Here is a 24397-nt window from a genome sequence, read left to right as displayed (position 1 = left end):
TACACAGAGTTGCACAGAGCTTTCACAGAGCCATTTTTAGAAAGGATGAACTTAGACCAATCGTGGAGTGATTTTGTAATTTAGTTTTTTTGGTCTGTTTTAACCTGAGATTAGCTTCGCTAAACCTGAAGGTTTCCTGCTTTCCTGTCTGTCGACGAGGCAGGCGCAGGAATTGGGCAGTCTTTCAAATGACATATATCATAGTTTTTATGGTTTTATTCCTTTAACTTTATCCCTAACGAAACAAAACTTAACATTATGATTTCTATACTTTTTCCAACGGATTTTTCTAAAAACTCAATGAATGCCATCAACTATGCATTGGAGTTTTTCAAATATGAAAGGGTTGAGTTTTATTTTATGCACGCCTATCAGAAGGAGGTCTATGACCACGAGGATTTGGTGACCCGTGAAAATTTTGACGATGTTTTGAAGCGTGTGAAGGCGCAATCTGAAGCCAGTTTGGACGAACTTCTTAAGACGGTTAAGAAAATAGCGCCAAACCCCCGATATACCTACCATAGTATTTCGGCTTATGGCTCGCTGGTAGAAGAAGCCAATCGGATTGCGGATACCAAGAATATCGATTTGATTGTGATGGGAACGAAGGGCAAATCCGATGATCGTAAAATAGTATTTGGAAGTCATACTTTCCAAGTCTTGAAATATGTACAATGTCCCGTATTGGCTATTCCAAAAAATTATACCAATACGCAGCCTAAGCGCATTTTATTCCCTACAGATTATCTCATTCCTTATAAACGACGGGAGCTAAAATTGCTATGTGATTTGGCAGCGCCTTACCGAAGTGTTATCGATGTGTTGTATGTTTCAAAAACAGAAAAATTATCAATTAGACAAGAAGACAATCAGACCTTTATGAAAGGTACGATATGCAAAACTGAAATCAACTTCATAACTGCAAAAAGTAGGAAAGTGGCTGAGACAATTCAGGAGTATATTAAAAAGAATAATGTTGATATGTTGGTCATGGTCAATACTCAACATTCGTTCTTAGAAAGCATGTTGTTTCCTTCCAATATCGATAAAGTAAGTCTTGACCTAAAGATCCCACTTTTGGCGATGCAGAATTCGACACGTACCATACCAGTACCTTAAACCATTGGATGATGAAAAACATACTCCTGCCTACTGATTTTTCGGATAATTCAAAGAATGCCATTAGGTATGCCATTCAACTATTGGAAAATGATCAGTGTACATTTCATCTGTTCAATGCTTATACGCCAGTTGTTTACGACTTGACCTATGTGTTGTTAAGCCCTGCGCAATTTGGAATACGTGACCCTATAAGAGCCGCTTCTCAAGAAGGTTTAGATGAATTGACTACAGAAATTTTAGAAGAATTTGGTGCCAATCCAAACCATAAGTTTGAAACTATTGCCAGATTTGAAACGCTTATTGCTGGAATCAAGGAATTAATCGTTGAGCGAAATATTGATCTTGTTGTTATGGGAACCAAGGGAGCAACAGGTGCAAAGAAGATATTGTTTGGATCCAACACAGTTCAAGTCTTTAAGGAGATTAAGGTTCCTGTATTGGCCATTCCATCGAATTTTGATTATGTGACACCAAAAGAGATATTATTTCCGACCGATCTGGAAGTGGATTATAAGTCTGTACAGCTACATGTGCTTAAGGAAATTGCCAAATGGCACACCTCCAAGATCAATGTCATGCACGTCAATACGGGCTATGGCTTAAGTGAAGCGCAAGAGGGTAATAAAATGTTATTGCCGACCTTATTTAAAGAAATAGCTTATGAGTTTCACGATATGGAGGATATGGAGATTCCAGCGGCAATAAATAAATTTCAGGAAGAACATCCCGTTGATATGTTGGCAATGATCAATAATAAACAATCGTTTTTTGAGAATTTATTTTTCAAGGACACCATCAATCAGATTGGTTTTTATTTGAACATCCCATTTCTCGTCATTCCATCAAAACAACAATAAATATTAATCCATCATGACATCAGAAAAAATAAGCATTTTAATACCGACCGATTTTTCAGACAACGCATGGAGTGCAACTGAATATGCCTTAAGTCTATATGCCGAACTCCATTGCACCTTCTATTTTCTGAACTCCATATCACTCGCTCATACAGACTCAAGATCCTATATTACTGCGAAGTATTTGGACACTTTGACGGAAACTTCAAAAACTAGGTTAAATGCATTAAAGGATCGCGCTACGCAATTTAATAGTAATGCCAACCATAAGTTTGAGGTCATAAGTACCTCCGAAGAGATCACGTTAGCAATAAAAAGGGCGGTACAGATTAACAATATAGATGTGGTCGTTACGGGTACCAAAGGTGCTACTGGGGTTAATAGGTACTTCTTAGGAAGCAATACGGTCAAGATCATTCAGAGCTTGAAGAGTTGCCCAATGCTTGCCATTCCGGATGCATATGAATACAAAGCGCCAAGGCATATTGCCTTTCCAACCGATTTTACCCGCAGTTACGAAATTAAGGAATTGCAGGCATTATTGGATTTTGCCGATTTGTATAATGCCCATATTTATATCTTGCACATCAATTTACAGAGTGAATTAAATGAACGGCAAAAAGTCAATATGAGAGCCCTCCAGTCCCATTTGGTAAACCATCAACATACGTTTCATTGGATGGAAAAGTTTGGTACTAAATCTGATGAAATCAACGATTTCGTTCAGGAATTTAAGATTGATGTGCTTGCCATGGTGAATTATAAACACAGTTTAATTGAAAGGGTCATTAAGGAGCCGGTGATTAAAAAGATCGGATTCCAGCCGATGGTACCTTTTCTGGTGATTCCGGAATAAAGAAGGGCGCATATTGGGTTTCAAGTTTCAAGTTTCAAGTTTCAAGTTTCAAGTTTCAAAAACCATATTAAAATACATAAATATCCATGAAAAGAAAAATATTATTGCCTACCGATTTTTCAGAGAATGCGCTTCAAGCCATCAAATATGCCTTGGAACTTTATAAAGACCAAGAGTGTGTTTTTTATCTCTTGAATGTGTTTTATATAACGCCAACCAATCTTGAAAGTCTTATTGGTATGGAACCAGGCAGCGAATTGTATGAGTCCACGAAGAAGAATTCTGAACGACAGTTACATAAGGTATTAAATGAAATTGCCTTTCAAGACAATGGGAATTCAAAACATAGCTTTCAGGCCATTTCTGTCTTCAATGAACCATTTCAGGCCATTAAAGCCCTTGTCGCCGAAAAGGACGTGGAGATGATTGTAATGGGAACTCGCGGTCAAACCAATGCCAGAAGTAAAATTTATGGAAGTACTGCAATAGATGTCATGGAAAAAATCAGGAACTGTCCAGTAATTGTGGTTCCTCAAGTTGCTAAGTGTGTACTTCCAAAAGAGATCGTTTTTCCGACAAACTATAAAACGAGTATTAAGAAGCGCGAATTGAAACATCTGATCGATATTGCGAAAAGTTGTGATGCTTCCATTAAAGTACTGCATGTTTCAGAAGATGGTAAATTGAACGCACTCCAAACAAACAACAGAAAGCTGCTGGACGAATATTTTGAAGATGTCAACCATTCCTTCCATTTACTGAGTCAACTGTCCGTCTCTGCTGCCATTAATTGTTTTGTGGAAAGTAGAGAAAGTGATATGGTAGCCTTCATAAATAGCAAGCACTCGTTTTTTGCCAGTATTTTCAATCAGCCATTGGTAAAGGGAATTACCTATGATTCAAAAGTGCCAATTTTGGTGATGCATGATTTGAAGAATTGAGTGATTAGAAGAAGTATTAAGAATTAAGTATTAAGTACAAAGAATAGAGACCAGAGACCAGAGAACAGAGAACAAAGGAGCAAGAATCAAGACTTACATCGTTTTGACTCGTATTGATCCTTATGAGACTTAGGTTATGGAAAATCAACAAATCACACACATGTCTTTTAATAAAAATATCAACACCATGAAAGCCAAGGCGAATAAACAGCCAATCAAAAATGCTATCCAAGCCAAGGTGTTTCTCTTTATAAGTAAACTAATTCCTCCAAGGAGTATGGCAATCCCGAAAAAAACCATATAAAAAGGAATAAGAAAATTGATGCCATCATTATTTGGGTACAGTAATGCCAATACACCTAGTACTCCTAAAATAGCACTTACTAGCGCAACCTTGGCGATAATATGTTCTTTTAGCCTCATAGTGGGGATTGAATGGACATCTAAAATTAAACAATTTTAGATAGGCATCACTGAGAAACGTAAAGGATTGTCAATATGTTAACTATTGTTTTGACATTATGATGAATCATAAATCCCAAAAATGAACTTTATAGGATTTGAATTTGCAGTATTAATGTTTCAAAACAAATATGTTTTTAAGTAGTATTTCTTATTGATTGATTGGGTATATGGTTGACCGTAGTACATGATTTTCCAGTCTGATATCACCAAGTTTGAACAATAATATATGCGCTTTTTGAAACCATCAAAAATAAAGGCGTTTCTTAATCCAAAAACTTAAAGATAGACCTCTTTATTAACCATATCCAGTCCCAATATAATTACGCCATTAGATACTTCATCAATTAGAGTTTGTTTTTTATAAGAAGAGTCTGGCAATGCGCAGAGTCATAGCATTAACGATAAAATGATCAAAAGCCAATGTGTTTAAGACCCGTTCTTATAGTGCTTTAATTGTTATTCTTTCACTATTTTAAGGATACTCTTTTGACCTTTGCCATTTTTAAATTCGGCGACATAGATCCCTGCTGGTTGATAAAGTTCCAAGGAAATGTTTTTGGTGTTTTTAAAATGGCTTTCCATTACCAACTGTCCCGTTATGGAAAACAAACGGAGTTCAATAATGTCTTGGAGCGTATTAAATTTGATATGGATTGGCCCCTGAGTTGGATTAGGGTGCATAGACACTTGGATACCCTGTAATTGATCATCCAATCCAGCCGTTTCTTGGTTCCACTTCAGGAGATACCTGTTATAAGTGTATTCTGATTTGAGATTGAACGTATTTGGGCCGGGATCAAAATCAATTTCCGATCTAAAATGACCCGAGGCGTAAATGCTGCCAGAAGCATCCAGCGCTATGGCTACGCCATAATTGCGTAGTGTAGGTCCGCCCAATTGATAGGCCCAAACATAATTTCCTGACGCATCAAATTTATTGATATAAGCATCATGCCAAGAACCGGAATTAAAAATAACTTGGTCTTCACTGGGATCAAAGTCGATATTACCACGGAATGAACCCGTGGTATAGACATGGCCCAAAACATCCACAGCAATGGATGTTGCGTTAGAATTAGGTCCTGGTAAAAACTTTTCCCAAGTGACTACGCCTGTAGGATTAAGTTTAACGATTCCAATGCCTGGGCCACCGCCACCAATGTAGATGTTTCCAGTCGTATCTGTTGTTACTGCTCTTCCAGCGATGTTATTTGGCAGTGCTGTGACCCATTCAAAGTTTCCGCCAGCATCGAGTTTCAATACAAAACCAGAAGCACTTGTAGCTCCTGACGAGGTCAGCTCAGCGATACCATCACCTGGGTCAAAGTCCACGGTGCCCGTAAAGTATCCGCTCAAAAAAAGATTGGAATCGCTGTCAATGGTCAAGGCCTCTCCGCGATCAAAACTCTCAGAACCAATGTGTTTGACCCATTTAAATTCGCCCGTAGTACTCAATTTTAAGAGGAAGATATCTGTTTGACCTCGGGAAGTAAGCATGCTGTTGCCAGTGCCTGGATCAAAATCGACCGTTTTTTCAAATTCACCGGTAACAAATACATCTCCCGAATGATCCACTACAATGGCATGACCAGTATCATTCGTAGGGCCGCCCATCTGTTTCACCCAAAGAAAGTTGCCCTCTGAGTCAAGTTTACAGACAAAGATGTCTTTAACGCCATTGGAGGTCAAGTTATAAACCTCAGATCCTGGATTGAAATCGGCCGTACCTTGAAAATTTCCAGTGAAATAGACATTGCCAGAGCCGTCCAGTGCTATTGCTGTTCCTTCATCATCTTCAGTTCCCCCTATTCTTTTGGCCCAGATGAGTTCTCCAGAGCTATCATATTTACTGACATAGATGTCAAGACCTCCAACGGAACTCAAATTTAACATATCCGAGCCGGGATCAAAATCTGCTGGGCCGCTATAGAAATGACCTATACTGTAAATGTTTTCTAAATTATCCAATGCCATCGAGCTATTGTATGTAGCTCCGTTAAGTCCTCCGGTGGCAAAGGCCCAATCAAATGTAGGAGCTTGGGCATTACTAACAGTCCATAGCGAGCCACACAGGATGGCGATAAGTAATTTTTTCATAATAGTTTATCTTTTTGATTAATAGTTGTTTTAATTTTTCACCAATTTAACCGTGGCTTTTCGACCTTGACCATCTTTGAGCTCAAGAAGGTAAATGCCGTCGGCTTGCTGAATCTCTAACGGCAGAATTTTAAGGTCTTGGAATCGTTTTTCCATAAGTAGTTGGCCTGACAGCGCATATAATTTGACGTTTACAGAAGTTTGTAGAGTGCTGAATTCAATGGAGAATTTGCCTTTTGTGGGATTTGGATAAATGCGGAGGTCTTCTGTGATATTGCTTTCTGTGATTCCTAATGTTTCTATACCTAATTTTAATATATAAATATCATATAAGCCATTAGAAGTCAGTTCGGCATCGCTCTCGCCGGGATCAAAATTTACAGTGGTTCGGAAAGTTCCTGTGCTGTATAGACTATCATCACCATCAGTAGTCAATACTAAACCTCTATCATCCATTACGCCACCATATTGTTTTACCCATAAAAAGTTGCCATCAGAGTTTAAATGTAGAATAAATATATCTTCAAAATATCCTGTGGTGAAAATTGCATTTCCTTCTGCTGGATTAAAATCGACAGTGTCTTTAAAGTGCCCTGAAGCAAATAGGTCACCAGTAGTAGTTGTGACAATGGACATGCCTTCATCATCACTTGTTCCCCCAAATTGTTTCGCCCATAAATAATCACCGTCGGTATTTAATTTTAGAATAAAAATATCTTTAAGACCATTGGAGGTGTAATTCAAGGTCTCGTTCCCAGGATCGAAATCCACCGTGCCTTCAAAGAATCCGGTTAGGTAAATATTAGCATTGTTATCTATGGTCATTTGATGGACTCTATCATCTCCAGTTCCACCAACTTGTTTTGCCCAAAGAAATTCTCCCGAGGGATCCAATTTTTGCACAAACACATCGAACTTACCATTTGAAGTGAGGTCTACGACGCCCGAACCTGGGTCAAAATCTACTGTATTTTGAAAATAACCTGCGGTATATACATTTCCAGAGGCGTCAGTTTTTATGGAAATTCCATATTCAAAGCTTCTGCCGCCCATCTGTTTTACCCATAAAAGATTTCCGTTATTATCAAATTTTTGTACAAATACATCGTTATTTCTTATGGCTGTCAGATTTACTATTTCTGAACTTGGATCAAAATCGGCAGTTCCAGAGAAATGCCCAGTGGTGTAAATATTTCCTTCAGGATCCAACGTGATAGCATTGTTGGCGTCATAATTTGTGCCGCCCATTTGCTTCACCCAAAGGAAATTGCCAGCAGCATCCAATTTTAATAAGAATATATCTGCCATGCCAAATGAGGTCAGGGTAGAGGTAGGGTTGTCAGGATCAAAAGTGACGGTGTTTTCAAATTGCCCAGTTGCATACACATTGCCCAGGGCATCCGTAATAATTCCAGTACCCAGATTAGTTCCAGGAGCACCATAGTGTTTGGCCCACATCAAATTGCCGTTGGTATCAAGTTTCTGAATAAAAATGTCTGACCAACCTACGGCCGTAAAATTCAAACTGCCCTCACCAGGATCAAAATCGACCGTGTTTTGAAAAGAGCCCGTGGTGTAAACGTTGCCTTCATTATCTGTGGTAATGGATTTTACGAACTCACTGCCAATGCTGCCTATCTGACTGACCCATTCAAAAGTGGGATTTTGAGCGTATAAAAAAGTGGAAAGAAATGATAGAATTACGAAGGTTGTCAAAAAAGTAAAATTTTCTTGCATAGTTTTTGGTTTAAGATTTCTGGAAATAATTGTTCTCTATAATTCACATCGGGAGACCTTCTAAAATGTCAGCATGATTTATCAATTATTTCTTAAGAATGTTTGCAATTTGGTTTTAGGCTTATCAAATAGCGGATGGATTATTCTCTTTTGCGGAAATCCGTATTAAATTCTATCATTTATTCTTAAGTTTAGGGGCTGATTAAAACAATAAAATACTAATGCGCTTTTTGAGGTTTTTTCATCTTTAATGCCAAAGGTTTTCTTGTTTTAAACTTGGTTGCCATTGACGAAAAGAGCGTAACCATAGCTTTTGAATTCAGACTCTAATTGATTTTACATGAAAATATTACACACTGCCGATTGGCATATAGGCAAACAGTTACATAAGGTGGATTTGTCCGAGGATTTGGAGTTGTTTTTTGATTGGTTATTGGATACGATTGCGAAAGAAGACATCGATTTGCTTTTAATTTCAGGGGATGTGTTTGATCAAGCCAATCCTTCGCAAGCCTCGTTAAAGCAGTATTATGGGTTTTTAAAACGCATGCTCGGTACCGATTGTAAAATTATCTTGACCGGTGGGAATCACGACTCTGCCTCGGTTTTAAATGCACCAAAGGAAATTCTTGAATTCTTGAATATTGACGTGATTGGTGGCGCTCCTGAGGATATCAATGATCTGTTTATAAAATATACTAAGAAGGACGAGCAGGTGGTTATTGCAGCCGTACCTTTTCTAAGGGATAAGGATATCAGGAATGCCGCGGCTGGGGAATCTTATAGTGATAAGATTGAGCAGATTCGAGAGGGAATTACATCCTATTTTTCTAATGTCAATTCGCATTACATGCAACATTATCCAGGACTCTGTTTCATCGTTATGGGTCATTTATATGTTCAGGGCGCTCAGGTTTCTGAAAGTATGAGGGACATTCAAATCGGTAATCAGGCAGGGGTTTCAGGCACTATTTTTGGCGATGCTCCCCATTACGTAGCTCTGGGACATATCCATAAACCTTATGCCGTATCAAGAAATGTTCATTATTCTGGCTCACCAATTTGTTTGAGTTTTAGTGAAAAGGAAGAGGTGAAACAGGTCAATATTATTTCAGTTAGTGGGCAACAAGTTGAGGTTGACATTGTGCCCATCCCTAAGTTCAGAAACTTAATCACTTTTCAAGGCACACTCGAAGACGTTAAAACGCTATTATATGCCTATTCGCCCATTACGAATCTGGTTTCCCTTGCTGAAATCATTATAAATGAACCCGATGAAAATATACAGATCCGTCGCGATTTGGACGACCTATTGGAAAATTACGAGAATGCACATCTTAAAATTGTAAAATCAAAATTGAATTTTCTCAATAAAATCCGAGGAGCTTCAGAAGCTTTTGAACCAGGAATAAGTGTTGCCGATGTGACGCCCATGGAAATGTTTGAAAAACGACTGGAGCTGGATGGCCATCAGGAAAATACCGAAGAATTAAAAAATGCATTTCGTCAAATTTTAGAAGAGCTTAACCTGTAGTTTATGAAAATCAGTAAAATTAGTTTTAAGAATATCCACTCACTTCGCGGCGAACACCATATCGATTTTTTATCGGGGCCTTTGGCAGAAAGCGGCCTTTTTGCAATTACGGGCGCCACGGGGTCTGGGAAATCCACCTTGCTGGATGTCATTACCTTGGCTTTATACAATAAAGTACCCCGAATAGGATCCATTAGCAAATCGGTTATTGAGGATGAAGGCGGCATTATGACCCGTAATGCAACGGATTGTTATGCTGAAGTGGAATATATCGTCAACCAAAAAACATACCGCTCGCATTGGTCGATTGAAAGAAATCGGAACAACAATCTCAATGATAGAAAACAGGAAATCATCGATGTGGCCACGGGAACTATTATTGAGAGTGGGAAATCTGCGGTGCCCGTTAAAAATGAAGAATTGATTGGGCTCAGTTATGATCAGTTTGTAAAAGCGATGGTCTTGTCTCAAGGACAGTTCAGTAAATTGTTGCAGGCAAAAAGAGACGAACGCAATAAGTTACTTGAAGATATTACCGGTGCAAAAGATTACAGGTCGATCGGAAGTGCAGTGTTCAGAAAGTTTAGAGCAGCATCGGACCTTTGTAAAGAACAGGACATCCGACTCGGAGAAGTCGAATTGCTCCCTGAGGCCGAAAAGAAGGATTTAATAGCCCAAGAAATCGCTTTAAACACATCTAAAATCACCCAGAAAAAGGAGTTGGATGTTTTAAAAGTTGAGATTGACAACCAAAAAAACATTCTTAAAAATCAAACGATTTTAACTGCGAATGATATTCAGCAAAAGGAATTGGCCCAGGATATCGAACATTTCAAAAAAGAGGAGATCACCTTAAAAAACCACTCGAAATATGTAGTGCATTCCAAGCTGATTTCCGATTTTGAACAACAAGAAAAAGCGTTTAAAGAACATTCAGAAGAGCTTGTTCGAGAGAAAGTAAAAGAGACAAACATTTTAAAAGAGAAAAGCAGTTTGTTGGAAGAAGCTTCAACGCTTTTAAGAAGAAAAGTTGACGCCGAAGAGTTTGTCACTCATTTAAGGGAGTTCAATAAAGCGGTGACTGCGCTAAAGAAAGAAGAAGATCTGGCCAGTGCAGAGGCGAAACTGCACGAGGGAAACATCAAAAAGACCCTTTTGGATATTAATAAAGATTCTGATCGGATCCGTTTTAATCCACAACCAAAAGTTTTTATTGAGGGAATTCAACCCATCGAAGAAAAAATCGATAATTTTCTAAAAACAATGGACATCAACAACGCCGTCGAGTTGGCGGAGAGAGAAGCCCATCTCAAGGAAAGGTCGCAGCTCATCCATGCGATAAAAATTGCACTAACCCAGTACAACTCCGATTTAAAACAAAGTAACACAAAAGCGGCCGAATTAAAGGTCAGTCAAACTTTGGTTGAAAAATACAGTATTCAACTGAAGGCATTAGACGACGAATTGAAGCTGTTGGAGGTGGAGGTGGAGACCTTGATTAAGGAGGAAGAGATGCGTAAAAAATATCAAAGTCTGGAAGCCCACCGGAATGCTTTGGTAGATGGCGAGGCTTGTCCGCTGTGTGGGGCATTGGAGCATCCATTTGCTTTGGATCATCCGGTTTTTGATCCTAAAGAGGCCGTTTTAAAATCGAAAACGGAATTGCTGAACACGAAACGCGCTTTAAAAACGTCCACCCAAACCAATTTAGAAAACGAGCAGAAAAAGATTCTAATCTTAAAGCAAGATATCCTTTCAATTAATGAAGCTATTGCGCCACAGCTTGTTGAGATCGAAAAACTCTGTAAATCGCTTCAATTGGAAAACATTCCAGATAATGATGTGCTTCAGACTTTAGAAAACCAGATTCTACAAACGTCTCAATTGTTGGAGAAGGTTGAAAAAGCATTTGAATTGAGGAACTTATTGGAAAATCTGAGCCATTCCGCAAAACAATGGCATAAAAGTTTCGATTTAAAACTTGAAAAGGAAGCCAAAAGAAAAGCACTTTATGAGGGCGATGCTGTGGATAACAAGGTGCAATCATTAATTTCAAAATGGGCTGCAAACCTTGAAAACATCAAAAACAACCAGCATTTCATTACTACTTTGAATACTAAACTGGCGATTATCGCCAAAGAAAAAGAAGTTTTTGAAAAGCAGTTGGATAATATCTTAAAAACTGAATCTATTGAAAGTGTTGCCCAACTCAAATCATTTATTTTAACCGAAGCGCAGGCAGAACAGATCCGTCAGAAAAAGAAAGAGATAGAACTGCGGCAAGAACGATTAAAAACCGAAAAGGACACTGCCATGAAGGAAATTGAAGTTTTGACGAAACGACTCACTTCCAATGAAGCTTTGCCTGTCCTGGAATCCAATTACGCCAAATTGGAAGAGGCTTTTGGGAATTTAAATCAACAAATAGGCATTCTTAAAAAGACCTTGGAGGCCGATGCCAAAGCCAAGGAAAAGCAGGAAGCCCTGTTGGAGAAATTAAAAGAAATGAAGAAGGAGGAAGCTCTTTGGAAAACCATGAACGATTTAATTGGAGATTCGACTGGCAAACGGTTTTCAAATTTTGTTCAGGATTTAACGCTGGAGCAACTGATTGGCTATGCCAATTTGCGTTTAAAAGATATGAACGACCGTTACATCCTTGACATCCCCACTGCAGATGAAGCCGACAAAAATGACTCCTTAAAAGTGTTTGACAGCCATCAAGGTGATGCCCGAAGATCTATTAATACCTTATCCGGTGGCGAAACTTTTATGGTAAGTTTAGCCATGGCTTTTGCTTTGTCCGATTTGGCTGCTAAAAACGTGAAAATTGAATCCATATTTATTGACGAAGGTTTTGGCACCTTAGATCCTGAAACCTTGAACCAAGCCATTACCATTTTGGAGAAAATGCAAAATGAAGGCGATAAATCCATTGGAGTGATTTCGCATGTAGAAGCCTTAAAGGAACGGATCACGACCCAAATACGACTGGAGAAAATGGGGTCGGGGTATAGTCAACTGGAAATTATATAACATTGGCAGTAATTTAAAACAGTCTTCCTAACCTATCATTTAACGGAATAGATAAATCAATAAACTCAAAATTCAAATTATGTGAATCTGACAATGGTTCCATCATTTTAGTCATTGACTTTCTGTCTTTAGTTACAAAAGCATCAATAGCTCTATTATGAATTTGTGAAAAAAGTTTAATATCATTTATAACTACTTTTCTTTCACCAAAATCACCGAATTTACCAAGATTTCGCAAAGTAGCCAAAAATTGACCAGCAAATTTAGCATCTTCATAGTCAAACTCTAATAAACGAAATGCATTTAAAGAAAGTAAGTTGTCTGGATTATCACCAACTGCATATTCACTAACAACAATGGTCGAAAGATACATTTCAATTTCATTTTCTAAAAAAATACTCAAAATAATCTACTGTATTTTGATGATAATCAGCATCTGACTTCAAAAGTCTAATACAAAAGGAACTATCTAAAAGAACGCTTTCGATTCCCTTCATATTCCTTCAGCTTTAATATCATCTAACCAAGAATCAACGTCAGTTATTTTACTTAAATTAACCGAAGCTTTTTTTATAACTTTATCCAAAAGTGATTTATTAAAAACAGGCTTGTATTGAATAAATTCGATTAGTTCTAAATCCGTTAAAGAATCATTTTCAAAACTCTTTTTTCCTCGAACTTTAATACCGTATGGTTTATAAGTTTTTTTCTCACCAGCCATTATTTGTTCTTTAGTAGCAGAAATTGTAAGATTGCCATACTTTTTGGTACTAATATGTAGATTTGGATTTTTTCCACCTTCCTGATAAATTTCACCATATAAGTAAAATTCACTTTCATAAAAAGTTGGAGCAATCATTTCAAAATTAGTTGTATAGTCAATGACTAAAGAAGGTTCTTTGGACATTGAACTATTAAACTCAATAACATAATCTTCTTTTACAGCCTTCTTTTGAAATTTATCAATAATTGACTGTCGTTTGTAATCTAAAAAATCAAGATTGTTTCTATTGGTAATCTCATTTGTCAAACCATTGAACAAAATAACTGCCGTAATTGGCAAAAAGAATTTATGTTTAGCAGAGCCTTCTTCAATGTCATATGAAATATGTGGTCTATTTTGCTTTTCTTTTCGGTTAGGATATAAAAAAGACTCAACATCTGATATAAAATCTTTAACTTCATTTATATCAATATCCTTAGGACTTAAAGTATTGTCCTTGTTAGTAACTCTTAATTCTATATATCCTTGTTCTTCCATGTGTCTAAAATACAAATTTACTGAATATAGAAAAACTACAGCCAACGTGTATAATTAATTGCTTGTTTTAGCTTGCTTACGAAAATCCTCGCATATTTTCTATTCGGTTTATATTTGCTAACTTTCTTGCTTAACCACCTGTCTGCCGACAGGCAGGCGCCACTAATCATACGTGTGCCGAGAGTAACGAACGGCTGAAATTCGTTACGTAACTGTTTATAAGATGGTGGAACCGACCCACCGGTGTTGTCCTACAGGGGAAAGCATCAAACCACCATAAGGTGCTTTGGTAAAGAGCCAAGGTATTGAGCGTTATGGAAAAGGCTATGCCAAGAGCTGGTCAGGTATGAATAATGGAGATGAATGCAAATGAACCTCTGATGAAGTGTCGAGAAAGTGCAACCCTCTGTCAAAAGTGTTTGAAGTATGACAAACATTATAAGTCCAGCGGTCACCTGTTTATTGGCTGGGCGGCAGACGTCATTTAGGAGGCATGACCATTATTCGGGCTTATTTACGGAACTCGGGAACCTGTACCAAGATGCAAAGTGAAATGCACAATAGCACAAACTAAAGGCAGAATAGCGATGCTTGGCGCAGGGACGGATCAGTCTGTAGTAGTGATGAAGTTTCTGTAATGGAAATGGAGCGAAGGGACTGACTTATTCAGTTTTATCAATTTTTACAACTTGCAAGAGGATGATTCAATTTGAGAAGACAAAATCATTACCTATTACCAAAGAAATGGTATGGGAAGCTTATCTACAGGTAAGGCGCAAAGGAAAAAGTGCAGGTGTAGATGATCTGAGTATGTCACAGTACGACCTACAAAGACATCGACACTTATACAAAGTCTGGAATCGCTTAGCCTCGGGCAGCTATTTCCCACCACCAGTCCTACAAGTTGAAATCCCTAAGAAGAACGGTTCTATCCGTAAATTGGGGATCCCTACCATTAGCGATAGAGTAGCTCAAACGGTTATAAAGAATCAAATAGAGGGAAGACTGGAAAAGATCTTTCATCCACAATCCTATGGTTATCGACCAAAACGTAGTGCCCATCAAGCGCTCGATCAGGTTCGTAAAAACTGTTGGAAATATGATTGGGTGATTGACTTGGATATCAAGAATTTCTTTGATGACATCGACCATAACAAGTTGCTTAAAGCGCTGGGCAAACACGTGGAAGAAAAGTGGGTGCTGAGATACATTGAAAGATGGCTCAAAGCTCCACTGCAAACCCAAAAAGGTGAAATTATTGCAAGAACAAACGGCACACCGCAAGGTGGGGTGATCAGTCCACTATTAGCCAATTTGTTTCTGCATTACACCTTGGATGTTTGGCTTGGAAGATTGAACCCTTCTATTGAATTTGTACGTTATGCAGATGACATTATCATCCATTGTTCGACACAAAGTCAGGCAGAGCAAAATCTACAAAAAATCAAAGAAAGGGTGGAGTATTGTGGATTGACATTACATCCAGATAAAACAAAGATTGTATATTGTAAGGATTTTAGAAGGCAACAAAAGTATAAAAAGGTAAAATTTGACTTTTTAGGATATACTTTTCAGCCACGCACCTCAAAATCAAAGAAAACAAAGAAACTGTTTTTGGGATTTGATTGTGCAATAAGCATCCAGTCAAGAACACGAATATTTGAACAGATCAGGAAAATGGAAATCCCAAGAATGTGATGCGACAGTATTGTTGGTATTGCACATCACTTGAACCCAAAGCTTCGAGGGTGGATTCGTTACTTTGGTAAATACCGTGGCTATAGTTTGTCCAAAGTGTTTTATATATTACGTATAAAACTGGTAAGATGGGCAAGATATCGCTATAAACGGTATAGGAATAACCTAACGAAAGCCTATAAATGGTTAAACAGAGTTCGGGAACAATACCCGAGTTTATTTTACCATTGGTTCATTGGTTATTCGAATTAAAGGCATTAATTGAATAAGAAGAGCCGTATGATGGGAGACTATCACGTACGGTTCTGTGAGAGGCTCGGGGTGAAACTCCCCTTGTCTACTCGACGTGTGCTGTGAGTGAAGCATAAGCTTCACGTAACTATTTATAAGATGGTGGATCCGACCCACCAGAATCTGCTTGTAGGAGCTGGTTCTAAACCACTTTTCTAATGCATCCAAAGCAATTTGTTTGTGTGAAGCGAGAAAAGAAAAGGCAGACTTGATCTGTCAGGTATTGATAAAAGAGATGAGCGAAAGCGAACCTTCCGATGATGCGTCGAGAAGACAAAACATGTTGCCAAAACCGAGAAAAGTCGAGTTCTCAGGGACAAGGATAGCGGAAACCTATTTACTGGCTATTCGGCAACCGTCGTATAGGGGGCATGACTTTTATCTGGGTTTATGGATGGAACGCAGGAAGCCTTACATTAATGCAAAAGGGAAAAATCAAGTAGAGCAACTGCAAGATGATTACCAATGTAGTGTAAGGTGGCGGACTAACTCGTAGTAGTGATGAAGCTCCTTTAATGGGAGTGGAGCAAAGGGGTTAGCTAATTTAAAATACGATTTGCCAACTTGAGAGAGGATGAGCTTATATTTGTGGATTAAATTAGAAGAGCCGTATGATGGGAGACTATCACGTACGGTTCTGTGAGAGGGGAAGGGTGAAACTCCCTTTTCCTACTCGACACAAACACGTTGTGCAAGAGTTACAAAGCATTATTAAAAAGGTGTCTTTCAAAACACTTGTTTTCTATTTAGTTAAACCAAACCGCATAGCCTTCCCGACGTAGTTCGAGTGCAATCTGTTCTTCAGCTTTTAGGGCTTCAGCTCTTGTGAGAAAAGGATCGATATGGGTGTATAAACTCGGTCTTAAATACAATCCGTACTTCTCTACTATAGAAGCAGATATTTTATGGCCTTTTTTATTGCGGTAGCCTGTTTTATGTTGAAGGAAGCGCTCCTTAGGTGTTTTGCTGGTCTGACCAACGTACAAACACTGCAATACCCCATTAAACTGTGGATTGGCAGTCCTGAACTTTGTGTTTTCAGAATACACGCGTTTTGAAAGTTCAATTACGTAAATGGTATAAAGTGTTTTTGCCAAGGTTCTTAAGATTAAATCATTGTTGAAGTAGAAGATATGTTTCGAGCATGCCGTTGTGGGTAGTGTTTATGGTCTTTTTACGCTGGATAGATTTTTAGTTCCTGAAATTTTGGCAGACTAACCAGGGTTTCAGGTTGGTTTTTGATGATTTTTGGGTTGGCAACTTAGGGTTATTGTTGTCGTTCTTCATTAGCTTTCTAAACTGTATAAGATCTGTTTTATTTTGGGATGATCAATTTTAAAGGATGTTTATCTTTTTCGGGGAAAAGGGCCTGTTTGTCGGCCAGTTCGTTTGTTAAGGCCTGCATCATGGCTTTGAGGCGTTCTGGCTGGGTGTCCGCTAAATTTTTGCTTTCAAACGGATCGTCCTTTAAGTGAAAAAGTTCGTAGCTGGGCTGATTGCTTTCGGGATGGTAATGGTAAACCAATTTCCAGTCTGCTTGGACCAAACTCGTGAAATAATTGCTCCTATGGTCGCCATGGGGGAAATGGTTCAAAAACATCAGGTCCCGATTTTGGTTGTACTTTCCAGAAAATTGCTGATGCAGATCAAAACCGTCAAGTGGATAGGCGGGTGGCGTTTGCACTCCGGCCATGCGATTAATGGTCGGAAAAATATCCAATATGGTTCCCAATTGAATTTGTACCGCTCCTTGGGAAATGGGCAGTAATTGTTGGTTTTTGTTCTTGACATCGGGAGTCGCCCAGGCTGCTATAAACGGTACCCGCATACCGCCTTCCCAATGGTTGCCTTTTTTTCCTTTCAAAGGGGAAGCGCTGCTGTAATCGTTCATGATGGGCAGTGGCGCATCCGAGCCGTTATCACCCAAAAACAGGATGAGCGTGTTTTCACCAAGACCTAAATCTTTAATGTGTTGCATGATATCGCCCAACGATTTGTCCATTCCTTCAATCAGCGTGGCATAAGCTTGAGTCTGATCTGAATACGCCGAATTTTTATAGTGGGCGGCAAATCGGGCATCCGAATAAAACGGTGCGTGTACCGCATAATGGGACATGTTCAGAAAAAATGGACGCCTCTCCTTATGGGCCGCCGTGATAGCCGCGTTGGCTTCTAAGGTCAAAGCCTCGGTCAGGAAAATGTCCTGTCCGTGGTATTTTTCAAGTCCCGGAACGGCCCTGCTTTTATTACCGCCAGTATGGCCAAAGCCTTCGGTACCCAAATAGCTGCCAGGTTGTCCAATGGAACTGCCGGCAATATTGACGTCAAATCCAAGGTTTAGTGGATCTTCGCCTTCACTGTCAAAAGGTCCAAAATGTGCTTTGCCCACGTGAATGGTTTTATAACCGCGTGCTTGCAAGAGTTTGGGAAGGGTCAAAGATGCCTTGGTCAAGCCTTTCCAGTTCCACGCCGAGGGCCCATAAGCAGTGCGATTATCAGACTCTGAACGGATCCAGTTGGTCACTCCGTGCCGTGCCGAATTTTGTCCCGTCAGTATCGAGGTCCGTGATGGCGAACAGACCGAATGTGCATAAAAATTCGTAAACCGAATACCTTGTGTAGCCAATTTTTCCATGTTTGGAGTCATGTAAAAATCGTTTAAAGGATAGGCTTTTGGCTGGCCGGCAGCATCGGTCAAAAAAGGGACCGAGGTATCCATCAGACCCATATCGTCAATTAAAAACAGAATAATATTGGGTGGGGTAGCAGGCTCCGATTTTTTGACGCCACAACATTGAAATCCCAAACAAAATAACAAAAACAATACAAAGAGAGGGGAAATGCTGCGCATGGTGCGAAATTTAAGTTAGCGAAAGATGATCTGTAATCCTGTAAAAAAGGTGCTACCAAAATTAAGGTTTTTACGCCTCTTCACAAAAATGGACTAAGCTAAACAAAATGGGGCGGCCCACATCAACTTTCTGTTGCAAAATGAAGGTTTTAAAGATGTCTTGGCTCTGTGAACTACTTTTTATCTTACTCAAATTTAATGCATTAGAGTCGCTGGCCTTGCCTGTTCAGTACGGGAATAAAACGCTTATGCGTTACATTATTTACGGGAAACAACCACATTTTATATTAATTTTAATTCAAAATTATAACATGTACTACAGAAAAAAGCATGGTAAAGGCTTCACCTATCGCAACGAAAACGGTGCTACCATCAAAGATGAGAAGATCCGGAATTGGATCAAATCCTTGGTCATTCCACCCGCATGGACCGAGGTGGAAATCAATGAAAATCCTAAGGCCGATTTGCTGGTGACTGGACGGGATGACAAGGACCGAAAACAGTACATCTATCATCCCGATTATGTTGAACATCAAAATGCCAAAAAATTTGATCGGATTATTGCTTTTGCCGACCAGTTGGAGCACATGAGACGGGTGACCGGACAGCATCTGAGACAGAGAAAACTCTCCCGCGAAAAAGTTTTGGCCACCATGCTCCGACTGATGGAGTCCGCATTTTTCAGACCGGGCAGTGAGGTTTACGCCAAAGAAAACCAGTCGTACGGCCTTACCACCATTCGGCACAAACATTTAACAATAAATGGCGATGAACTTATTTTTTCCTACACGGGAAAGTCGGGAAAGGAACAGGAGAAACACGTGGTGGATAAAAAACTTGCCAAAATAGTCAAAGCCATTGACGACATGCCCGGGTATGAGATCTTTAAATACTTGGATGACGATGGTACGATTGTGGACGTCAAAAGTGACGACCTCAACACCTATATTCGAGAGGTCATGGGAGAGGATTTTTCGGCCAAAGACTTTCGCACTTGGGCCGGTACCATGATTGCGGCCATTGCTTTGGACGAATTGGGCGTGGTGAAAAAAGATGATCAGAAATTATTGGATAAAAACATTAAGGAGGCCGTCAACCAAGTTTCAGAACGGTTGGGCAATACACCAGCCGTTGCCCGTAGTTCCTACATCGATCCGCGTATTATCGACGACTATATAGAGGGTCGAACGTTGCATTATTTTGAAAAAGAAATCCAGGCCTTGCTCAAAGATGCCGAAAACCTTTCCAAGGAGGAAGTTGGTGTGCTTTGTCTCTTGCGCAATCGCCTTAAAAGGAAGTCTTAAGCTTTTACAGAGCAGAACAAACTCTACATTTTCTTTTTTTGGTCCGTTTTAAATGAGATATGAAACTACTTATTCAAAATTTAGCTGGTTGATTTTCTATTGGCCATGACTTTTATTTCTGGGGTGGTGGTCCTCAGTAAACTACCCGTTTGGATCCTTCTGAAATCCACTCACTTTTGTGCAATTGTTGATAACCATTTGACAACAATTTTGGGCACCATCAAAAAGTCATATTTAAAATCGACATCTTTACACCTCAAGAAATTTTTCTAATTTTTAGCACTTATTTGTATGGAGATTACCCAGGTGATTAAAAGGGATTTTACCACAAAACCCTTTCATTTACAGAAGATTACTGATGCGATATTGAAGGCGATGACCGCCGCAAATCATGGAGGGCCGGAAGATGCGCAACGCATATCTGAGAAGGTTTATGAAGCCCTTTTAGACAGGAAAGGACAGGATGGAAACTATATCCCAACCGTTGAGGAGGTTCAGGATTTCGTGGAAACGAAATTGATGGAAAGTGGCTTTTTTGATGTGGCAAAAGGATACATTCTTTACCGAAATCAGCAGACCCAAAGGCGTAAATTGAACATCTTTGAAAAGCGTATCAATTTGAAGCCCTACGAATATCCAGCACTTTACGAATACGTGCCGGCCATCCGTCATTCGTATTGGATCCATACCGAATTCAACTTTACCAGCGACATCCAGGATTTTAAAACCCGTCTCACGGAAGTGGAGCGCAGTGCCATTAAAAATACCATGCTGGCCATTTCTCAAATTGAGGTTGCCGTCAAGACTTTCTGGGGTGATATCTATCACCGGATGCCGAAACCAGAAATTGGTTCTGTAGGCGCCACTTTTGCGGAAAGCGAGGTACGCCATCACGATGCGTATTCACATTTATTGGAAATATTGGGTCTTAATGAAGAATTTAAGGACCTCAAGAAAAAGCCCGCCATTATGATGAGGGTCCAATATTTGGAAACCGCTCTTAAGAACGCTAAAAGTGAAGACAATAAGGAATATGCAGAATCGATTTTGTTGTTCTCGTTATTTATTGAACATGTCTCATTATTCTCTCAATTCTTGATCATTATGGCCTTTAATAAGCATAAAAATATGCTAAAGGGAATATCAAACGTTGTGGAGGCCACCTCGAAGGAGGAGCAGATCCACGGTGATTTTGGGATTGATATCATCAAAATAATCAAGGAAGAAAATCCAGAGTGGTTTGATGAGAACTATAACAGCATGATCCAGGAAGTATGTAGAGAGGCCTTTGCGTCAGAAAGCAGAATTGTGGACTGGATTTTTGAAGAAGGCGAATTGGATTTCCTGCCTAAGGCCGTAGTCAATGAATTTATAAAGAACCGATTCAACAATTCCCTTGAGAGCATAGGGATAGAAAAAATATTTGAGATAGACGAAAGCCTCATAGCCCAAACGGAATGGTTTGATGACGAGATCATCGGAACCAAGCATGGCGACTTCTTCGTGAAACGCTCTATCAATTACAGTAAAAGAACTCAAAGTATAACCAGTGATGACCTTTTTTAAATGAACAATCTAAACCAAACCCTCAACGTACAAACCTCCAAATCAATTTCAGAAACCGACCACCTTGTAAACGCTCGAAAAGAAGCGCTCCAAAAAACTGGAGAAATAAAAACACAAGGTTTTGAATGGCTTAATGAACACAGTCGTAACTTTTTAGCTTCAGGCTATCTAACGCCAGGTACGACCGCCGAGGAACGTATTCGTGAAATAGCCGATAGAGCAGAACAAATCTTGGATATCCCAGGGTACTCCGATAAATTTTTCAATTATATGTCTGAAGGGTTTTTCTCTTTGGCATCACCGGTATGGTCCAATTTCGGTAAGAAAAGAGGTCTTCCAATCAGCTGTTTTGGGTCGCATATTGATGACGATATGGGCAATATTCTTTATACCCAATCTGAAGTAGGGATGATGTCTAAACTTGGTGGCGGAACCTCAGGTTATTTCGGGAAAATCCGTCATCGTGGGGCAGAGGTAAAAAATAACGGACAAGCATCTGGAGCGGTCCATATCATGCAGTTGTTTGAATCTATGGTGGATGTGGTGAGCCAAGGTTCGGTGAGACGTGGTCGTTTCTCTCCGTATTTACCTGTGGAACATCCGGACATTATGGAGTTTTTGGAGATCGGTACTGAAGGAAATCCTATTCAGGAATTGACCCACGGCGTTACCGTAACCAACCAATGGATGGAGGAAATGATTGCCGGCGATGAGGCAAAGCGCTCTATTTGGGCAAAAGTGCTTCAAAGAAGGGGTGAAATGGGCTACCCATACATTTTCTTTAAGGACAATGCCAATAATTCGGCTGCCGATGTTTATAAGGATAAAAAACTTCCTATTTACGCGAGTAACCTGTGTACGGAGATTATGCTACCGTCCAATGACGATTGGTCGTTTGTGTGCGTGCTTTCTTCAGTGAATTTATTGCATTATGACAAATGGAAGGATACCGATGCAGTGGAGACTATGGTCTATTTCCTGGATGCTGTCATTACTGAGTTTGTTGAGAAATTGGAAGCCTATCGCGATTCTGAAAGTAGAGAAGATAAACAGACCTTCCTTTTTATGGAACGTGCCTATAATTTTGCCAAGGATAATCGTGCTTTGGGACTTGGGGTCTTGGGTTGGCATTCACTGTTACAGTCAAAAATGCTGCCTCTTAATAGCCAAGAAGCCTACAATTTGAACAGCGAGATCTTTAAGCTGATTCAAGAAAAATCGTATAAAGCTTCTGAGGAATTGGCGGAGAAATTTGGAGAGCCAGAAATTCTTAAAGGCTACGGCCGACGTAATGCGACCTTGAATGCGATTGCACCAACCACCTCGTCCGCCTTTATCTTGGGCCAAGTATCGCAAGGTATTGAACCAATCTGGTCCAATGTGTATGTGAAGGACATTGCAAAGGTGAAAACAACAATCAAAAATTCATATTTGGAGGCCTTGTTGGAAGAAAAAGGTCAAAATAATCCAGAGGTTTGGAGAGATATCCGTAACAACGATGGTTCCGTACAGCATCTTGATTTTTTAACTCAGCACGAAAAGGATGTGTTTAAAACCTATTCCGAAATTGACCAATTGGATTTGATCTATCAAGCGGCCAACCGTCAGAATCATATTGATCAAGGCCAATCAGTGAATATTATTGTGCATCCTGAAATGCCGGTGAAAGAGATCAATAAAATTCATGTGACCGCATGGAAATTGGGATTGAAATCGCTTTATTACCAACACAGTATGAATGCTGCCCAGAAGTTTGCACAGAAAAAGGATTGTGCGAGTTGTGAGGCTTAAATTTGACTGTTCAATCACATTGATACATCAGTTAGTAGAAATAATGATTAAGAACAGGTTCAGTATTTGCTGGGCCTGTTTTTTTTATTCCCGACAATAGGTTTCAATGCGCCGAGGTTCTTGATTGAATCACATTGAGTCCGATTTCTTTGTATGACATAGTGCTTATGTTTTTGGAGTCCAATGGAAATTCTTTAGTGATTTAAGTGAGCTTTTGAGAAGGCAATGGCAATCAAAATCAGGTGATATAAAATGTTAAACAATAGCCTAATTCCTAGCCATCGTAAATAATTATTTGTATTCTTGCAGATTGAACTTTGTATGAGATGTCAGAGGAAAAAGTCAACACAAATATTACACGCAAGGAGTCGATTTCAATAGTTCAGGATGAGTCATTGACTTCCAAGGCCAATGCAGGCACAACTGATTCCGCCCCTGTTTTAAAGGCTAAAGCAGTGAAGAAAGAGACGTTTTCTGAACGAATGAAAACGCATCGGTTTTTACTTGTTCGCGGAATCTATTATTTCTTTTACTCGATCTGGGCGATTGTAATGGCCATCGGAATGTTCATTGCCTGGTTAATTGCCATGTTGTTTATATGATGCAAAAATTGCCATTGAAACGGTTGCATTTATATGTGCTGCTGTCATTTGCAGCGTTCATGGTCGTACAAACCTTGAAATTCTTTGCTATAACCGGTCCCAATTGGATCTTCCACCATCTCAATGATTTTTTAGCCATTCCAATTATCGCTACAATAGCTCTGCACGGGGTTTGGATTATTAAAAAAGATAGGACCCTTCGAGTAAATGGCTTTACGATCTTGAGTCTGGTTGTACTTTTTTCAGTGGTTTTTGAATACTATCTGCCACAAGAGGATGATCGCTATACCGGAGATGTTTGGGATGTGGTCTGTTATGGATTAGGTGGCATGGTATTCTACATTTTTCAGAAAATGGAGTAGTAGGATTTATTCGACTTTAAAAAGTT

20 protein-coding genes are annotated in these 24397 nt (G+C 39.4%); 13 read left to right on the top strand and 7 right to left on the bottom strand.

Annotation, left to right across the window (positions count from 1 at the left end; translation table 11 throughout):
- Positions 1-258: 258 nt before the first annotated feature.
- From G6N06_RS06965 to G6N06_RS06950, 4 genes are all read left to right on the top strand, one after another.
- The gene (locus tag G6N06_RS06965) at positions 259-1119 is read left to right on the top strand and encodes a universal stress protein (RefSeq protein WP_163515347.1); all 861 of its coding nucleotides are present in this window, start codon (positions 259-261) and stop codon (positions 1117-1119) included.
- A gap of 8 nt (positions 1120-1127) precedes the next feature.
- On the top strand, positions 1128-1979 hold the full coding sequence (locus G6N06_RS06960; protein WP_240338002.1) for a universal stress protein: 852 nt from the start codon (positions 1128-1130) through the stop codon (positions 1977-1979).
- A gap of 13 nt (positions 1980-1992) precedes the next feature.
- Positions 1993-2835, top strand: a complete 843-nt coding sequence (locus tag G6N06_RS06955) for a universal stress protein (protein ID WP_163515346.1) — start codon at positions 1993-1995, stop codon at positions 2833-2835.
- An 86-nt stretch (positions 2836-2921) separates the two neighbouring features.
- Positions 2922-3776: a universal stress protein gene (locus G6N06_RS06950; protein WP_163515345.1), complete on the top strand. Its 855-nt coding sequence runs from the start codon at positions 2922-2924 to the stop codon at positions 3774-3776.
- Between the two features lie 144 nt (positions 3777-3920).
- Here G6N06_RS06950 and G6N06_RS06945 read toward each other — a convergent pair whose 3' ends face one another.
- From G6N06_RS06945 to G6N06_RS06935, 3 genes are all read right to left on the bottom strand, one after another.
- Complete coding sequence (locus G6N06_RS06945) at positions 3921-4199, bottom strand: DUF4337 domain-containing protein (protein WP_163515344.1); 279 nt, start codon at positions 4197-4199, stop codon at positions 3921-3923.
- A 498-nt stretch (positions 4200-4697) separates the two neighbouring features.
- Complete coding sequence (locus G6N06_RS06940; RefSeq protein ID WP_163515343.1) at positions 4698-6338, bottom strand: SBBP repeat-containing protein; 1641 nt, start codon at positions 6336-6338, stop codon at positions 4698-4700.
- Between the two features lie 30 nt (positions 6339-6368).
- Positions 6369-8075 (bottom strand): SBBP repeat-containing protein, encoded by a 1707-nt coding sequence (locus G6N06_RS06935; protein WP_163515342.1) that lies wholly within the window; start codon positions 8073-8075, stop codon positions 6369-6371.
- Between the two features lie 340 nt (positions 8076-8415).
- Between G6N06_RS06935 and sbcD the strand changes: the two genes are divergently transcribed.
- Both sbcD and G6N06_RS06925 read left to right on the top strand, forming a co-directional pair.
- Complete coding sequence (gene sbcD, locus G6N06_RS06930; RefSeq protein WP_163515341.1) at positions 8416-9609, top strand: exonuclease subunit SbcD; 1194 nt, start codon at positions 8416-8418, stop codon at positions 9607-9609.
- Between the two features lie 3 nt (positions 9610-9612).
- Positions 9613-12645: an AAA family ATPase gene (locus tag G6N06_RS06925; protein ID WP_163515340.1), complete on the top strand. Its 3033-nt coding sequence runs from the start codon at positions 9613-9615 to the stop codon at positions 12643-12645.
- A 13-nt stretch (positions 12646-12658) separates the two neighbouring features.
- Here G6N06_RS06925 and G6N06_RS06920 read toward each other — a convergent pair whose 3' ends face one another.
- Together G6N06_RS06920 and G6N06_RS06915 are read right to left on the bottom strand one after the other, a co-directional pair.
- A complete protein-coding gene (locus G6N06_RS06920; RefSeq protein ID WP_240338001.1) occupies positions 12659-13048 on the bottom strand; it encodes a PIN domain-containing protein in 390 nt (129 codons plus the stop codon).
- Between the two features lie 90 nt (positions 13049-13138).
- Complete coding sequence (locus G6N06_RS06915) at positions 13139-13906, bottom strand: hypothetical protein (protein ID WP_163515339.1); 768 nt, start codon at positions 13904-13906, stop codon at positions 13139-13141.
- 699 nt (positions 13907-14605) lie between these two features.
- Between G6N06_RS06915 and ltrA the strand changes: the two genes are divergently transcribed.
- Both ltrA and G6N06_RS19860 read left to right on the top strand, forming a co-directional pair.
- Positions 14606-15604: a group II intron reverse transcriptase/maturase gene (gene ltrA / locus G6N06_RS06910; RefSeq protein ID WP_240338000.1), complete on the top strand. Its 999-nt coding sequence runs from the start codon at positions 14606-14608 to the stop codon at positions 15602-15604.
- Between the two features lie 9 nt (positions 15605-15613).
- On the top strand, positions 15614-15856 hold the full coding sequence (locus G6N06_RS19860) for a group II intron maturase-specific domain-containing protein (protein WP_308469749.1): 243 nt from the start codon (positions 15614-15616) through the stop codon (positions 15854-15856).
- Positions 15857-16641: 785 nt separating this feature from the next.
- Here G6N06_RS19860 and G6N06_RS06905 read toward each other — a convergent pair.
- Positions 16642-16992, bottom strand: coding sequence for a GIY-YIG nuclease family protein (locus G6N06_RS06905; protein WP_163515338.1), 351 nt, complete (start codon positions 16990-16992; stop codon positions 16642-16644).
- A 218-nt stretch (positions 16993-17210) separates the two neighbouring features.
- On the bottom strand, positions 17211-18746 hold the full coding sequence (locus tag G6N06_RS06900; protein WP_163515337.1) for a sulfatase-like hydrolase/transferase: 1536 nt from the start codon (positions 18744-18746) through the stop codon (positions 17211-17213).
- Between the two features lie 311 nt (positions 18747-19057).
- Between G6N06_RS06900 and G6N06_RS06895 the strand changes: the two genes are divergently transcribed.
- The 5 genes from G6N06_RS06895 to G6N06_RS06875 all read left to right on the top strand — a co-directional run bounded on the left by G6N06_RS06895 (position 19058) and on the right by G6N06_RS06875 (position 24371).
- The gene (locus G6N06_RS06895; protein WP_163515336.1) at positions 19058-20050 is read left to right on the top strand and encodes a DNA topoisomerase IB; all 993 of its coding nucleotides are present in this window, start codon (positions 19058-19060) and stop codon (positions 20048-20050) included.
- Positions 20051-20341: 291 nt separating this feature from the next.
- Positions 20342-21616, top strand: a complete 1275-nt coding sequence (locus G6N06_RS06890; protein ID WP_163515335.1) for a ribonucleotide-diphosphate reductase subunit beta — start codon at positions 20342-20344, stop codon at positions 21614-21616.
- Positions 21617-23407: a ribonucleoside-diphosphate reductase subunit alpha gene (locus tag G6N06_RS06885; protein WP_163515334.1), complete on the top strand. Its 1791-nt coding sequence runs from the start codon at positions 21617-21619 to the stop codon at positions 23405-23407. It abuts the gene before it with no gap.
- Positions 23408-23733: 326 nt separating this feature from the next.
- On the top strand, positions 23734-24009 hold the full coding sequence (locus G6N06_RS06880) for a hypothetical protein (protein ID WP_163515333.1): 276 nt from the start codon (positions 23734-23736) through the stop codon (positions 24007-24009).
- Complete coding sequence (locus tag G6N06_RS06875) at positions 24006-24371, top strand: hypothetical protein (protein ID WP_163515332.1); 366 nt, start codon at positions 24006-24008, stop codon at positions 24369-24371. The genes G6N06_RS06880 and G6N06_RS06875 overlap by 4 nt, the downstream gene beginning before the upstream one ends.
- The last annotated feature ends 26 nt before the right edge of the window (positions 24372-24397 follow it).

Source organism: Gelidibacter japonicus (assembly GCF_010725055.1).
Lineage (GTDB): Bacteria > Bacteroidota > Bacteroidia > Flavobacteriales > Flavobacteriaceae > Gelidibacter > Gelidibacter japonicus.
The sequence above is the reverse complement of the archived record's forward strand: the minus strand, read 5'-3'. Positions and strand labels throughout refer to the sequence as shown.

Bases quoted from the DNA above. Each gene is read 5' to 3' on its own strand.
- G6N06_RS06965 (WP_163515347.1), top strand. From the start codon at position 259: ATGATTTCTATACTTTTTCCAACGGATTTTTCTAAAAACTCAATGAAT.
- G6N06_RS06960 (WP_240338002.1), top strand. From the start codon at position 1,128: ATGATGAAAAACATACTCCTGCCTACTGATTTTTCGGATAATTCAAAG.
- G6N06_RS06955 (WP_163515346.1), top strand. From the start codon at position 1,993: ATGACATCAGAAAAAATAAGCATTTTAATACCGACCGATTTTTCAGAC.
- G6N06_RS06950 (WP_163515345.1), top strand. From the start codon at position 2,922: ATGAAAAGAAAAATATTATTGCCTACCGATTTTTCAGAGAATGCGCTT.
- G6N06_RS06945 (WP_163515344.1), bottom strand. From the start codon at position 4,199: ATGAGGCTAAAAGAACATATTATCGCCAAGGTTGCGCTAGTAAGTGCT.
- G6N06_RS06940 (WP_163515343.1), bottom strand. From the start codon at position 6,338: ATGAAAAAATTACTTATCGCCATCCTGTGTGGCTCGCTATGGACTGTT.
- G6N06_RS06935 (WP_163515342.1), bottom strand. From the start codon at position 8,075: ATGCAAGAAAATTTTACTTTTTTGACAACCTTCGTAATTCTATCATTT.
- sbcD (WP_163515341.1), top strand. From the start codon at position 8,416: ATGAAAATATTACACACTGCCGATTGGCATATAGGCAAACAGTTACAT.
- G6N06_RS06925 (WP_163515340.1), top strand. From the start codon at position 9,613: ATGAAAATCAGTAAAATTAGTTTTAAGAATATCCACTCACTTCGCGGC.
- G6N06_RS06915 (WP_163515339.1), bottom strand. From the start codon at position 13,906: ATGGAAGAACAAGGATATATAGAATTAAGAGTTACTAACAAGGACAAT.
- ltrA (WP_240338000.1), top strand. From the start codon at position 14,606: ATGATTCAATTTGAGAAGACAAAATCATTACCTATTACCAAAGAAATG.
- G6N06_RS06900 (WP_163515337.1), bottom strand. From the start codon at position 18,746: ATGCGCAGCATTTCCCCTCTCTTTGTATTGTTTTTGTTATTTTGTTTG.
- G6N06_RS06895 (WP_163515336.1), top strand. From the start codon at position 19,058: ATGTACTACAGAAAAAAGCATGGTAAAGGCTTCACCTATCGCAACGAA.
- G6N06_RS06890 (WP_163515335.1), top strand. From the start codon at position 20,342: ATGGAGATTACCCAGGTGATTAAAAGGGATTTTACCACAAAACCCTTT.
- G6N06_RS06885 (WP_163515334.1), top strand. From the start codon at position 21,617: ATGAACAATCTAAACCAAACCCTCAACGTACAAACCTCCAAATCAATT.
- G6N06_RS06880 (WP_163515333.1), top strand. From the start codon at position 23,734: ATGTCAGAGGAAAAAGTCAACACAAATATTACACGCAAGGAGTCGATT.
- G6N06_RS06875 (WP_163515332.1), top strand. From the start codon at position 24,006: ATGATGCAAAAATTGCCATTGAAACGGTTGCATTTATATGTGCTGCTG.